This window comes from Fictibacillus sp. EA-CB0309 (genome assembly GCF_055814265.1).
Map to the genome: position 1 here is coordinate 2,022,403 of NZ_CP169271.1, position 14,128 is coordinate 2,036,530.

Annotated in this window: 11 protein-coding genes, 2 pseudogenes and 1 riboswitch; of the genes and pseudogenes, 10 read left to right on the plus strand and 3 right to left on the minus strand. The window is 39.4% G+C overall.

Annotation, left to right across the window (positions count from 1 at the left end; all coding sequences use genetic code 11):
• Positions 1-12: 12 nt before the first annotated feature.
• From ACEWFH_RS11355 to ACEWFH_RS11400, 10 genes and pseudogenes are all read left to right on the plus strand, one after another.
• Positions 13-233 (plus strand): annotated as a pseudogene (locus ACEWFH_RS11355) (DUF3906 family protein).
• 12 nt (positions 234-245) lie between these two features.
• Positions 246-1,031 (plus strand): uroporphyrinogen-III C-methyltransferase, encoded by a 786-nt coding sequence (cobA, locus tag ACEWFH_RS11360; protein ID WP_473724148.1) that lies wholly within the window; start codon positions 246-248, stop codon positions 1,029-1,031.
• The gene (locus ACEWFH_RS11365; protein ID WP_473724149.1) at positions 1,032-1,154 is read left to right on the plus strand and encodes a hypothetical protein; all 123 of its coding nucleotides are present in this window, start codon (positions 1,032-1,034) and stop codon (positions 1,152-1,154) included.
• A complete protein-coding gene (locus ACEWFH_RS11370) occupies positions 1,145-1,783 on the plus strand; it encodes a sirohydrochlorin chelatase (protein ID WP_473724150.1) in 639 nt (212 codons plus the stop codon). Before ACEWFH_RS11365 ends, ACEWFH_RS11370 begins: the two co-directional genes overlap by 10 nt.
• A 15-nt stretch (positions 1,784-1,798) precedes the next feature.
• Complete coding sequence (locus tag ACEWFH_RS11375) at positions 1,799-1,966, plus strand: precorrin-2 dehydrogenase/sirohydrochlorin ferrochelatase family protein (protein ID WP_473724151.1); 168 nt, start codon at positions 1,799-1,801, stop codon at positions 1,964-1,966.
• 17 nt (positions 1,967-1,983) lie between these two features.
• Positions 1,984-2,436 carry an NAD(P)-dependent oxidoreductase gene (locus ACEWFH_RS11380; protein WP_473724152.1) on the plus strand — a complete coding sequence of 151 codons (453 nt, stop codon included), beginning with the start codon at positions 1,984-1,986 and terminating at the stop codon, positions 2,434-2,436.
• 1 nt (position 2,437) lies between these two features.
• Positions 2,438-2,552: riboswitch (SAM riboswitch) on the plus strand.
• 65 nt (positions 2,553-2,617) lie between these two features.
• Positions 2,618-4,468 (plus strand): bifunctional homocysteine S-methyltransferase/methylenetetrahydrofolate reductase, encoded by a 1,851-nt coding sequence (locus ACEWFH_RS11385; protein ID WP_473724153.1) that lies wholly within the window; start codon positions 2,618-2,620, stop codon positions 4,466-4,468.
• Positions 4,461-7,911: pseudogene (metH, locus tag ACEWFH_RS11390) on the plus strand (methionine synthase). The gene ACEWFH_RS11385 and the pseudogene metH overlap by 8 nt, the downstream one beginning before the upstream one ends.
• Positions 7,912-8,058: 147 nt before the next feature.
• The gene (locus ACEWFH_RS11395; protein WP_473724154.1) at positions 8,059-9,243 is read left to right on the plus strand and encodes an iron-containing alcohol dehydrogenase; all 1,185 of its coding nucleotides are present in this window, start codon (positions 8,059-8,061) and stop codon (positions 9,241-9,243) included.
• 37 nt (positions 9,244-9,280) lie between these two features.
• Positions 9,281-10,090, plus strand: coding sequence for a serine hydrolase (locus ACEWFH_RS11400; RefSeq protein WP_473724155.1), 810 nt, complete (start codon positions 9,281-9,283; stop codon positions 10,088-10,090).
• A 52-nt stretch (positions 10,091-10,142) separates the two neighbouring features.
• Here ACEWFH_RS11400 and ACEWFH_RS11405 read toward each other — a convergent pair whose 3' ends face one another.
• The 3 genes from ACEWFH_RS11405 to ACEWFH_RS11415 form a co-directional block, all read right to left on the minus strand.
• Positions 10,143-11,375 carry a YeeE/YedE family protein gene (locus ACEWFH_RS11405; protein ID WP_473727281.1) on the minus strand — a complete coding sequence of 411 codons (1,233 nt, stop codon included), beginning with the start codon at positions 11,373-11,375 and terminating at the stop codon, positions 10,143-10,145.
• A gap of 810 nt (positions 11,376-12,185) precedes the next feature.
• Complete coding sequence (locus ACEWFH_RS11410) at positions 12,186-13,073, minus strand: LAGLIDADG family homing endonuclease (protein WP_473724156.1); 888 nt, start codon at positions 13,071-13,073, stop codon at positions 12,186-12,188.
• Positions 13,074-13,224: 151 nt separating this feature from the next.
• Entirely contained in the window at positions 13,225-14,097 is an 873-nt protein-coding gene (locus ACEWFH_RS11415; protein WP_473724157.1) for an esterase/lipase family protein, read from the minus strand.
• Between the last annotated feature and the right edge of the window lie 31 nt (positions 14,098-14,128).

The following is a 14,128-nucleotide window of genomic DNA, read 5'->3' on the forward strand; positions in this document are numbered from 1 at the left end:
AGGGGTCTCTCCATGTATTTATATAGATTTGAAGTAATTTCAAAATCAACGGTTATACCCGTTGTCATAGCCGCTTCAACTGATGAACAGGCTTTTCAGTTAGTTGATATAGAACTTGAGAAGTATTTTTGAAACAGCCTGATGTTGACGAGATCTCTCTTTACGAAAAGAAAAGAATTCGTACAGGCAACGGGTTCGTGCTATATGAACGTGAAACGATATTAAATCCTTAAGGAGTGATGATGATGGGAAAAGTATATCTTGTCGGAGCTGGCCCTGGTGATCCAGGGTTGATAACCGTAAAAGGTCTGCGTTGTATTCAGGAAGCGGATGTCATTTTATATGATCGTTTAGTGAATAAAGAACTGCTCTCTTATGCAAAACCGGACTGCGACTTAATTTATTGCGGTAAACTGCCAAACTACCATTTCATGAAGCAAGAAACGATCAACAGTTTCTTAGTTAAACACGCTCAAAAAGGAAAAGTAGTAACTCGTCTAAAAGGCGGTGATCCCTTCGTGTTTGGAAGAGGTGGAGAAGAAGCAGAAACACTTGCAAAAAGTCGTATTCCGTTTGAGGTGATTCCTGGAATAACATCAGGGATTGCAGCACCAGCTTATGCAGGTATTCCTGTTACACATCGAAATATCGCTTCAAGCTTTGCGGTCGTTACCGGTCATCGTAAAAAAGGGGAAGAAGATGAACTGAAATGGGAGAGTCTAGCGAACGGTATTGATACGTTAGCGATTTATATGGGAGTGGGCAACCTAGGTTATATTTGTAAACAGTTGACGAGACACGGAAAAAGCAAAGAAACACCAGTTGCCCTTGTTCAATGGGGATCATTAGAGAGTCAACGAACCGTTACAGGTACACTCGATACGATTGAGGAAATCGTGGTTAGAGAACAAATTGAGAATCCGAGCATGATCATTGTCGGTGAAGTCGTTCGTCTTCGCAGTGAACTGAAATGGTTTGAACAGCTGAATGATGAACCGAATGAGCTAGCTGCCATAAGCGAGGCTCTGTAAATGAAGGCATTGCTATTTATCTGTCACGGTACAAGACTGGAAAAAGGACTTATAGAAGCGGAAGAATTTGTGAAACTCTGTATGGCACAAGTTGATGTGCCCATTAAAGAGATTTGTTTTTAGAGCTTGCTGAACCCTCTATCGCTCAAGGATTTGAAACATGTATACAAAAAGGAGCAACGAGTATCTCTGTTATTCCTGTGTTTTTATTAAGTGCTAACCATATAAAAGTTGATATTCCAAAAGAACTTCACCACTTGCAAAATAAATATCCAGGAGTTGAAGTGATTTACGGGCGTTCCTTCGGTGTACACGAAGCCATTTCGCATTTGTTGTGGGAGAAGATCACCAAAAGTGCAGTTAGTTTAAGAGAAAATCCCCATATTCTGCTTGTGGGCAGAGGCAGCACCGATCAAGATGTAAAGCGGGACCTAGAGACTATCGCGTCTAACGTTCAAAACCATTACGGGATTCCTAGTATTCAAGCTTGTTTTCTAACTGGTTCAGAACCGAGCTTTGAAGAGGCTCTATGGAATAGTCGCGAGTTATATGACCAAGTTATTGTTGTGCCTTATCTTCTATTTTCAGGGCTATTAATAAACGGGATGAAACTTACGATAAACCGCTATCAGCAACAATCTAAACAAAAAGTAACTCTTTGTGAGACGCTAGGCTACCACTCTATTCTTAAAGATGTTTTACTCACGCGTATCAATGAAACACTTGAAACAAAGAAATATGCATTTTCTTAAAAAGCGAGGAATGCTATGTATCCCATACATGTAAACTTGTCTGGTAAAACGGTCGTTGTAGCAGGCGGTGGTTTGGTAGCTTATCGGAAAATTAAGGATTTTTTGAATGAAGAAGCAAAAATTACTGTAATCAGTCCAACTGTTGTTAACGAGATTCAGGAATGGCATGCAGAAAAAAGCTGATTTGGATTGAAAGAGAAGTGAAACGTGAAGATTTGGAAGAAGTATTTCTAATCATTGCGGCGACCAATTTTAAAGAAGTTAACACTTGGATTGCAGCTCAGGCAAGTTCAAATCAGCTTGTGAATATAGCGGATCAACCACACCTTGGCAATTTTATTGTTCCTAGTGTTGTAAAAAGAGGTAAGCTCATTCTCTCAGTTTCTACCTCTGGAGCTAGTCCCAGTCTATCTAAATCTATAAAAAAAGAACTTCAGCAAAAATACAGTGAAGACTATGAAACTTATTTAGATTTTTTATTTGAATGCAGATCCATCATTAAGAAGGAATATACAGAAAAATATCGAAAAGACTTATTAACAAAGCTAACAGATCGGTCTTTTTTATATGACGTAGAAAAACAACGCTCGTATAAACAGGAATTATTAAAGAAGATAGATCGGAAGTTAGTAAATGAACCCATAAATGAATAGACCCTTATCAAGAGAGGTAGAGGGAGCGGCCCTATGAAACCTCAGCAACCAGCAGCTATAAGCTGAAAAGGTGCTAATTCCTGCGAGTTCATCTGTTGAACTTGTAAAGATAAGAAGACCCCGACGCTTTAAAAAAGTCTTCTTTTATAGAAGGCTTTTTATTTTTATATAGGAGGCTATCATGAGTTTAATCACAGATTTAGAACAAAACAAGATACTGATCGGTGATGGTGCGATGGGAACACTTCTGTATTCGTATGGATCTGACTTTTGTTATGAAGAGTTAAATCTTTCTCAAGAAGAGCAGATCTATAACATCCACCGGGCTTATTTAAATGCAGGCGCTGATATCATTCAAACGAATACGTATGCAGCGAACTATTCGAAACTTGAACGTTACGGACTTCAAGATCACGTAAAAGAGATCAATAAAGCCGCTGTTCAAATTGCTAGAAAAGCCGCTCAAAGTGAATATGTTGTAGGTACGATCGGTGGAATACGCGGCATTAAACCAAATAGCATTTCCCTTGATGAGATCAAACGCAGTTTTCGTGAGCAGCTGTATTGTTTGTTGATGGAGAATGTAGACGGCATTCAATTAGAAACGTATTATGACCTGCAAGAACTAGAAACGGTTTTAGAGATTGCTAGAAAAGAAACATCTCTTCCGATCATTGCTCAAGTGTCATTGCAGGAAGTCGGTTTTATGCAGGACCGCACTCCGATTTCAGATGCTTTGACCCGGCTTGAGAACTTAGGTGCTGATGTCGTGGGATTGAACTGTCGTCTTGGACCGTATCACATGCTGATGACGCTTGAGGAAGTTCCATTACCAAATCGGGCTTATCTTTCAGCGTTTCCTAATGCATCGCTTCCTTCTTATACAGATGGCCGTTTTAAGTATGAAGGGGACGCTGATTATTTTAAAGAATGTGCTCATTTGTTTAGGCAGCAGGGTGTTCGTTTACTAGGCGGATGTTGTGGTACGACGCCTGCTCATATTCGTGCCTTCTCAAGTGAACTTCAAAACGTAGAGCCTGTAACAGAAAAAGAAGTGAAGCAAAGAAAGCGAAAGATTGTCATTCAGTCAGCATCAAAACCGAAATATGTACCATTGAGTGAAGAAGTAAAAACAAAGCAATCTATTATTGTTGAATTAGATCCACCACGTAAGTTAGATACATCACGTTTTATGGAAGGAGCTAAGGCGTTAAAAGAAGCGGGAATCGACGCACTTACCCTCGCTGATAATTCACTTGCTTCACCACGTGTTTGTAACTCTGCATTAGGGTCAATTGTGCAGTCCCAACTTAACCTTCGCCCGCTCGTTCATATTACGTGCCGCGATAGAAATTTAATCGGCCTTCAGTCTCACTTGATGGGACTTCACACGCATGGAATCCATGAAATACTAGCTGTAACTGGAGATCCCGCAAGCGTCGGAGACTTCCCAGGTGCTTCATCTGTTTATGATGTCACCTCTTTCGAACTTATTAAGCTCATCAAACAGTTTAATGAAGGGTTATCACTTTCAGGTAAAGAGCTTGGAGAAAAAACATCCTTTACGGTAGGAGCAGCTTTTAACCCAAACATTCGGTCCATTGATAAAGCAGTTGAGCGGTTAGAGAAAAAGATTGCTTATGGAGCAGATTACTTTATCAGCCAGCCTGTTTTTTCAGAACAAAGACTTATTGAAACGTATGAGGCTACAAAGCACATTGATAAACCGATCTATATTGGGATTATGCCGTTAACTTCTTCCCGAAACGCAGAGTTTCTTCACCATGAAGTTCCAGGAATCAAACTGTCTGATTCTGTGCGTGATCGCATGGGCAAGTATAAAGATGATCCAACACAAGCATGCAAAGAAGGCTTAATGATTGCAAAGTCATTATTAGATACAGCCATGGAACTCTTCAACGGCATCTACCTGATCACGCCATTTATGCGTTACGAACTAACCGTGGAATTAGCACAATATGCACGAGCTAACCATCCATCACTATTAGCCAGGAGGTCACAGAATGCCTAAGTCATCAATAGAAAAGCAGCTGGAATCAAAGATCTTAATCATGGATGGTGCGATGGGAACGATGCTTCAAGAAGCTAATCTCACACCAGAAGATTTTGGCGGTGAGGCATATGACGGTTGTAATGAGTTTTTAAATTTAACGGCACCCCATGTTATTGAATCCATTCATTATAAATATCTTGAGGCAGGCGCTGATATCATTGAAACGAATACATTCGGCGGTACGAATCTTGTACTGGATGAATACGAACTAGGTCATAGAGCTTATGAGATCAATAAGCTTGGAGCGGAAATTGCAAGAAAAGCCGTTGATGCTGTTTCAACAGAACAGTGGCCTCGTTTTGTTGCGGGCTCACTCGGACCGACCACAAAAACGCTCAGTGTTACGGGCGGAACGACATTTGATGCGTTAAGAGATGCTTATGCTGAACAAGCAAGAGGATTGATTGACGGAGGTGCAGATCTTCTCCTTTTAGAGACAAGTCAAGATATGCTCAATGTAAAAGCTGGTTTTTTAGGGATTGAGCAAGCTATTGAACAAACGGGAAAAAGAATCCCACTTATGGTTTCTGGAACGATTGAACCGATGGGAACCACACTTGCGGGTCAGTCGATTGAGGCCTTTTATATTTCGTTGAAGCATATGAACCCGATCGCAGTAGGATTAAACTGTGCGACAGGTCCTGAATTCATGCAAGATCACATGCGTTCCCTATCGAATCTATCCACATCAGCAGTGAGCTGTTATCCGAACGCAGGACTTCCTGATGAAGAAGGAAATTATCATGAAACACCAGAATCACTAGCCGCTAAGCTTTCCGGTTTTGCAGGAAAAGGGTGGCTAAATATCGTTGGTGGCTGCTGTGGAACGACACCTGCTCATATTGAAGCACTATCAACAGTTATGAAGAACTATCCACCACGTCACCTGCAAGTAAACGAAATTCATATGGTCTCTGGAATTGAACCTTTTATATATGATGATCCAACGTTAAGACCGATCATGGTAGGAGAAAGAACGAATGTTATCGGTTCACGAAAATTCAAACGGTTGATTGCTGAGGGGAAGTTTGAAGAAGCGGCTGAAATTGCCAGAGCCCAAGTGAAAGGCGGTGCGCATGTACTCGACGTTTGTTTAGCTGACCCTGACCGTGATGAATTAAGCGACATGGAGAAGTTCATGAAAGAAGCGGTTAAGAAAGTGAAAATCCCATTTGTCATCGACTCTACAGATGAGGATGTGTTAGAACTCGCATTAAAATATTCACAAGGTAAAGCCATCATCAATTCTATTAATTTAGAAGACGGTGAAGAACGGTTTGAAAAGGTGATCCCGCTTCTTCATAAATATGGAGCGGCAGTTGTTGTCGGAACAATCGATGAAACAGGTATGGGTGTATCTGCAGAGCGAAAATTGGAAATTGCTAAGAGATCGTATGACCTTTTAGTGGATAAATATAACGTTTCACCTTCAGACATCATATTCGATCCACTCGTATTCCCTGTTGGAACTGGTGATGAACAGTATATCGGATCCGCAAATGCAACGGTTGAAGGGATACGATTAATTAAGAAACATTTTCCAAAGTGCTTAACTATCCTTGGTGTCAGTAACGTATCTTTTGGTTTGCCACCAGTCGGTCGTGAAGTATTAAATGCTGTATACCTATATCATTGCACACAAGCGGGACTCGATTATGCCATCGTAAATACAGAAAAGCTAGAACGTTTTGCCTCCATTGCACCGGAAGAGATTGAAATGGCAGAAAACCTATTATTTCGTACAACAGAGAAAGCTTTATCTATTTTTACAGACTTCTATAGAGGAAAGAAGAAAGAAACCAAATCAAAGCTGCCTGATATGACATTAGAAGAGCGGCTTCAATATTACATTTTAGAAGGTACAAAAGAGGGTTGATTCCTGATTTAGAGATTGCTTTAAAACAATACGCTACACCTCTAACTATCATTAATGGACCATTAATGGATGGCATGAAAGAAGTGGGCAGACTTTTTAACGATAATCAGTTAATCGTTGCAGAAGTCCTTCAAAGTGCAGAGGTAATGAAAGCCTCTGTTGCCTTTTTGGAGCCATTCATGGAAACGAATGATGAGTCTGCATCAAAGGGAAAAGTTCTACTCGCAACCGTTAAAGGTGACGTGCATGATATCGGTAAAAACCTGGTAGACATCATATTAAGCAACAATGGATTTAAAGTAGTCGATTTAGGCATTAAAGTAACGTCGCAAGAATTGATTGAAGCGATTAGAAAAGAACAACCTAACATTATAGGTCTCTCCGGATTGCTTGTAAAATCAGCTCAGCAGATGGTCTTAACCGCAAATGACATGCGTGAAGCGAACATCTCCACCCCTATATTAGTCGGTGGTGCGGCATTATCCAGAAAGTTCACCGATACGAAGATTTCTAAGGAATACGAAGGAATGGTTCTTTACGCGAAAGATGCGATGGAAGGACTTTCACTCGCTAACCAAATTCAAACGCCTGAAGATTATGACATACTGGCTGTTGAACTTAAGGAAAGGAAAAAAAGGGTAGTGCTTGATGCAGGGAGTCATGAAGGCTCTTCGTCAGTTGCAACAGCCGTAAGGGTCCGGTCGAAAGTTTCTCAGACCGCTCCAGTTTTCGTTCCAAAAGATACAAAAAGGCACATTTTAAGAAATTACTCAATATCCCATATACAGCCTTACATCAATTTACAAATGCTTTTAGGGCATCATCTAGGGATTAAAGGGAAAATTTCTCGACTGCTTCAAGAGAAAGATGAGAAAACACTTCAAATCAAAGCAGTTGTTGACGGGCTGTTGGCGGAAGCGAAGGAAAAGAATTTAATTACGCCTTCAGCACTGTATCAATTCTTTCCAGCGCAAAGTGACGGTGACAGTGTACTCATTTATGACCCTATCGATCAACAAAGGATTATCGAGACATTTGATTTTCCTAGACAAAACAAAGAGCCATATCTTTGTATAGCGGACTACTTAAAATCAAAAGACAGCGGGGAAATGGATTACGTCGGTTTCTTTTCTGTAACAGCTGGAACCGGGATTCGGGAGCTAGCTGCAGAACTAAAAAAGAAGGCCGTTTTCTAGAAAGCCACGCTCTCCAAGCATTAGCTTTAGAAACAGCAGAAGGCTTTGCTGAACTTGTTCACCAACAGATGCGAGATCGCTGGGGCTTTCCAGATTCAGTAGACTTTACAATGAGAGAACGCTTTTCAGCACGTTACCAAGGACAGCGTTTCTCCTTTGGGTATCCAGCTTGCCCAGAACTTGAAGATCAGCAAAAGCTATTTAAGCTAATTCAGCCTGAAGATATCGGTATCCAGTTAACAGATGGCTGCATGATGGAGCCAGAAGCTTCTGTATCTGCTATCGTGTTTGCCCATCCAGAAGCAAGGTATTTTAATGTATTGAGTTGATCAATAGCACCTGAAATAAGGTGCTATTTTTATTATCGAATTAATGTTTATCTAAGTAGATTTTAAAATTTTCATATAATTAAGACAGTTTAGTTTGATTGCATACATTTTTCTATTATGATGAAAAAAGAGGGAGGAGTTATGTTCATGAAAAACATCGAATTTAATCTGCCGACCATCATTCGAGCTGGAAACGGTGAATTTAAAAGAGCAGGGATCCACTTGAAAAATGTCTTAGAAGGAAAACGAATCTTTATTGTAACAGACCCCGGTATTGAGCAAACTGGGTTTGTAAAACAAGCTATTCAAATGTTAGAACACCAAGGTTTTGAAATCAGAACGTTTAATAAAGTGCGACCAAATCCGCGGGATATCGATTGTAAATTGGGTGGTGAAGACGCAAGAGATTTTCGTGCCGATGCCATATTGGCAATAGGCGGAGGATCAGTTATTGATTCAGCGAAGGCAATAGCAATCTTACAATGCCTAGGTGGTGAGCCGCAGGATTACGCTGGGCGTGATAACGTACCTAAAAAAGTAACTCCTATCATTGTTGTTCCGACTACTGCTGGAACAGGTGCAGAAGTAACCCGTTCATCAGTAATAACGGATACGGCAAAAAAGATTAAATTCACGATCAAGGACGTCAATATCGCACCAGTATTAGCGATTGTGGACCCTGAACTTACCTACGGACTACCCGCTCATTTAACTGCATCCACAGGAATGGATGCGTTAGTACATGCAGTAGAAGCTTTTACTTGTAAACTGTCGAATCCTATTTCAGACGGTCTTGCATTACAAGCAATGAAACATATATACCCTTATTTAAGAACAGCCGTAAATAATGGGAATGATCAAGAAGCCCGATACAACTTAATGGTCGGTTCAACAATTGCAGGCATGGCTTTTTCTCATGCTGATGTAGCATCCGTTCATTGCATGGCTGAAGCAATCGGTGGATTATATGATACTCCACATGGGGTCGCGAATTCCATGTTCTTGCCATACATCGTTGAATACAATGCAGTGACGAATCTAGAAAAACACGCAACAATCGCAAGGACACTAGGAATTGCTTCTCCAAATGATCCTGATGAGGATGCATCCGCACTTCTCGTAAAAGAAATGAAGCAACTGGCAGAAGACCTATCCATTCCAAAGTTCTCCTCATTACCAGAAGTGAACGAGACCGATTTCGATTATCTTGCTGAGTCCTCATTCTTGAATGGCTCTACACCAAGCAATGCTAGGGAAATAACAAAAGAAGATTACCTGGAAATATTTAAGATTGCTTACTCAAAGAAACATAGTGGAATAAGCCTTGATTAATAGATCTGCCTTATAGAATGAAAGAAGGTAAGCGGGGATGCTTAAACAAAACGAACAAGCTTTACTAAAATTGATTTATTCTGTAGAAGGAACATATGGCGTTTCGATCTATCATTTTGAAACGAAAGAATGCTTTGAATCTCATTCAGATGTGCTTTTTTACTCAGCTAGCATTATTAAGGTGCCAATTATGGCTGCTGTATTTGCTCATGCTGCAGAAGGGAAATGTTCATTATCTGATAAAATTCCGGTGAGGGAAGAAGACATTGTGCCTGGGGATGGTATCATAAAGCATTTGTCACCTGGTATGGAATGGATCATTCATGATTTAATCGTATTAATGATTATTGAAAGTGACAATACAGCTACTAATGTTTTGATTGATTTGGTAGGTATAGATCAGATTAATACATACATGAAAGAATGGGGATTTGACCAAAGTCACCTACATCACAAACTGCAAATTAAAGCTGCTAGAGAACCAGGAAAGATGAATGTCATAACCGCTCATGAAATTAATGAATTTTTAAAGAAAATAGCAATTGGGTCTGTGGTTTCTTTATATTCGTGTAAAAAGATGATTGATATTTTAAAACAGCAGAAGTTGAATGATTTGCTGCCAAGTCTGCTTCCTGAGACAGAAGGTGTAATCGGAATGATTCCGAATTGGGAAATTGCGCACAAAACAGGATATGTACCAGGGATCGAGCATAATGTAGGGCTGCTTTATTTTCCTGGTCAAACTTATGCTGTTTCTGTTCTCAGTAAAAATGTGTCTAAACGTTCTGAGCCAAGGCGTATTATGGGTGAGATAGGGCAATTGTTGTATCAAGTTTCCTCAAAATAAAAAACGATAAAAAAGCTAATGGCTGTAAATAACGGCCATTAGCTTTTATTTGTTAACAAACTGAATCTGTAGATTTTGGATTTTTTAATCCGAACATTGGTCGAACGAACAGAGCTAGATACGTACCTAACATAGCCATAACTGCCCATACCCAGCCGTGAAGACTAAATGAAGCAATTCCACTAAAGTAAGCACCGATGTTGCAGCCAAATGCTAAGCGAGCACCATAGCCCATCATTAATCCACCAATTATAGAAGCGCCAGCAATACCAGGTTTGATCTTTCCAGGTTTAAACGTTCCTTGGAAGGAAGCTGAAATAAATGCGCCAAGCATAATACCGAAGTTCATTACGCTTGTTCCATCTGCAAGGACACTTTTTGTAAGAGCTTCACCATTCTTGCCATCGAAATAACCCCAAGTAGATACGTCAACACCAGTTGCCATCATGGCTTTACCGCCCCATAGTGCAAACGCTGATGTGATACCCCATGGACTTCCTTTAACCGCTAATGTTAATGCATTTAATAATGCGAGCACGATTGCTGCTGTAAACAACGGCCATGAACCACGAAGTACCTTTTTCCATCCAACAGTAGTCGGCAGTGGCTTCATCATAGGTGGATTCTTCTTTTTAGCAATTTGAACGGTTACCCAATAAATTAAAGCAAACAATCCTAACTGGACTACTAAAGCGCCGAAATAGCCGAGTCCTGGAATTTGGTTTAATGAAAGCGGTGGAAGAGAAGGCAATCCCATCCAAAATGTGAAGTGGTAAGCCCCTAGAACAGATCCTGCAATAAATGAAATAAGGGTTAAAATCATAGATGATGATCCGCCACCTAAAGAATAAAGGGTTCCTGACGCACATCCGTTTCCGAACTGCATCCCAATACCGAACAGAAAAGCACCAACTAAGATACTAATGCCAACTGGTGATACATTTCCTGTTGGTTCAACACCCGTAAAACTAAAACCAGTACTAAAAATAATTGCAAACAATACCGAAGCAACTGCAAGCATCACCATATGCGCTTGCAATCCTTGCACGTTTCCAACAGACACAAGCCGTCTAAAAGCTGAAGTGAATCCAAAACGTGCGTAAAGCAGTGCACAGCCAAGCAGTATGCCGATAATAAAAAGTGTTCCTTGAGTCCAGTCAGCAACATTGACGATCGCTGTAAGAAGAATAATTGCAGCTAAAACGCCTAATGCCACTAAAGGTTTTTGCATAGGACTAAGTTCAGTTACTTCCGTAGTTGGCTGGCTTTTATACGCTTTGTTCATTTTTGTATTTAAAGCTGTTTTAGCCACACTATCCCGCCTTTTCCTATTAATTTTATCGGAATTAATGTTTAACATTATACTATGAATCCTGAAAAGTGCAAATGAAGAGGAGTTTACGAGGTATATTACGTACTTAGTATATAAGAGTATGATTTAAATGGTAAAACTTTACAATAAATAACAAGGTGATATAGAGTTGAAAAAAATAAATACAAGTGGGGTTAAGCGAAATCAGAAAGAACTACTTAAATTTTGTGGAAAATTAGCAAAGAAGGCTTTACACGTGATTTCGAAATTGGCTGGAGTAGCATCAGAAATACACTTATACATATTGCTGATTGTTATATATTAAAAACAAAACAACATTGACTCCAAAGGAAGAAATTCAGTGAATTGTTCAGCGATTTGAACAAGTGGATCAGTATATAGCTGATGTATGTGAAGAGCTAGCAGAACAAATGGATCAACCAGTTTGTACGGATAATCCTTGGAGAGATGAAAATGAGCTCCAAGGAAATTGTTGATGCAACTAAAGGCCAAATTATGACCAAATATTTTAACTACAGATCCAATGTATTAATCGATGTAAAAATCAATCCTATTTTTCTATTTCGTCTCACTATCCTAAGTAATCTTTGGTTATGAGACCTGTTTTCATTAGTTTCACATGGGTGCCGAGAATAGATATTATGTCACCTAATTAAAAATAATAAACTAACTTTTAATTAGATTTACTACTCTCCTCTTTCCATAATAAACAATGAAAAAACACAGATAGCGTTAATTACGATCTGTGTTTTTTACTTATTATTATTCCTTCTCAGTAGCAATGGAGTTAAATTTTAGCTGGAATTCTTCATCAGTATCCAACCAACGATGAACAGTTTGTATTTTTATATTTGCGCTGTTACAGGCTTCTAATAAATCTGCTTTTGTTTTGTAATTCTTAAGTAATAATGATTTTCTCGCTTGTATAGCAGATTTAGTAATTTTAAATGGACGGACCTTTAATTGTTCAGGTGGTAGTATTTCTCTTTTAAATTCAATGTGTTTTCTTAATAAATATAAGTTTTTATCTTTATAAATCCAGTTTCCAAAGTTGTAAACGGTTTTTCTACCAGAAAGAAATAATCTATGATACTTTTCATTACTTACTATGAAAGGTTCAAATGAATAACATTCTAATTTTTTCTTAAGATGTTCCATGAATACTATAGAACCACCAACAAACGATACTGTTCTTTTTTCAAAGTTAATATTCCCATCACCATCAAAATACCCTCTAATAAAATGACTTATATACTCCTCTGGTACATAAGGAAACTCGAGTGTTGTTGATTTTTTTGGTACCATCCCATGTAAGTGCATTAAATCTTCTTTCATAATCTTGCTAGAGATGTTTAATAAATGTACGACTGTTCTGGGGTTTGATTTAATTGGATGTGTTGATTGGAGTTCGTTTCTGATGTCTTCGAGGATCTCGGGGTCTTTTTGTGAAAAACTAACCATTTGCAAGTCTTGTGGCAAACACCCATCAGCAGCAAAAAATCCTAATACATAGGCCATCGATGCTGACCATGTTTTGAAGTAATCTTCATTTACAGTATATTTTCTTAACCAACTGCTGTGTGCCTGTCGTTCTACGTTATTTTTCTGCAGAACCGAATTAATGTACCTAGCTGTTACGTTTGCTCTCATTCGTATACTTATATCATACCGAACATATGTTCTTAAAGCGGGTTTTTGGCACTTTTCTATATAAAAAAGACGCTACACACTAAGTGAAAGCGCCTTATATTTGAAACTTTCCTTCATAAAACAATTAGTTTTAGCAAAAAAGGTACTACTTCTATTTAAATATGCCGACAGCTCTCTTGGGATCTGCGGGTCCTTCGTGCTCAAGTGCATCGAAAACAAAATTAAAAGCGAGTGGATCTTGAGCAATGTTCTGATGTTCAATTTGATCGTATGGGTAGTAATCCTGAATCGTGACATTTGTTACGTTCTCTTTCTCTCCGTTTAGAAAAGCGGATGTAAAAGGAACAACAATCTCATCATTACGTGTTGTAACAACCGTGTATGATACATCACCTGGTGTTTCGTCACCTTCATTCAGTGCTAAAAGAAAATCCGAACCTGAAGCTTGTTGCTGACACGCCTTGCAAGAGGCAAGATCGGCTCCAGTTGATGTAAGCTTTGTAAGGCCCGCTACCCCTTCTGTACCATGATTAGATGGAACAAGTCCAATCAAATCCTCTACCTTTTCAGCTCCACCCAGGTTCTTCATATAATAACGAGGCATCATTCCTCCTTGGCTATGTCCGACGATTGATACTTTTTCAGCTCCAGTTAAGTTTAAAACGTTATCAATAAAAGTTTTAAGTTCTGCTGCCGAATCCTCAATTGGACCCGATGCAGGAACTGTACCGGTATAACCGTAGTTTAATGAATAAACACAATACCCTTTTTCTTTTAACAAGGGTGCAAGATTTATGAAGTTTCTTTCCATCGTTTCAAAAGTTCCAGGCACGAGCACGATGGGTTCAGGGTGCTCAGCAGTAGGCTTACACGCTGAATCATTCGCTCCAGGTGGCGGGAGCCCCTCTTCCGTCAGAAATCCATCACTTGATGATTCTTGTGCTATAGCAGTAGTTTGATTTCCATTGAACACGATAACCGAACTGAATATCAAGGTGTAAAGTATACTTAACCTCTTGTTCACTACATATCCCTCATTTCTGTATTTAATAAAA

Coding starts and splice junctions, on each gene's coding strand:
- cobA (WP_473724148.1), top strand. CDS start 246: ATGGGAAAAGTATATCTTGTCGGAGCTGGCCCTGGTGATCCAGGGTTG.
- ACEWFH_RS11365 (WP_473724149.1), top strand. CDS start 1,032: ATGAAGGCATTGCTATTTATCTGTCACGGTACAAGACTGGAAAAAGGA.
- ACEWFH_RS11375 (WP_473724151.1), top strand. CDS start 1,799: ATGTATCCCATACATGTAAACTTGTCTGGTAAAACGGTCGTTGTAGCA.
- ACEWFH_RS11385 (WP_473724153.1), top strand. CDS start 2,618: ATGAGTTTAATCACAGATTTAGAACAAAACAAGATACTGATCGGTGAT.
- ACEWFH_RS11395 (WP_473724154.1), top strand. CDS start 8,059: ATGAAAAACATCGAATTTAATCTGCCGACCATCATTCGAGCTGGAAAC.
- ACEWFH_RS11400 (WP_473724155.1), top strand. CDS start 9,281: ATGCTTAAACAAAACGAACAAGCTTTACTAAAATTGATTTATTCTGTA.
- ACEWFH_RS11405 (WP_473727281.1), bottom strand. CDS start 11,375: ATGAACAAAGCGTATAAAAGCCAGCCAACTACGGAAGTAACTGAACTT.
- ACEWFH_RS11410 (WP_473724156.1), bottom strand. CDS start 13,073: ATGAGAGCAAACGTAACAGCTAGGTACATTAATTCGGTTCTGCAGAAA.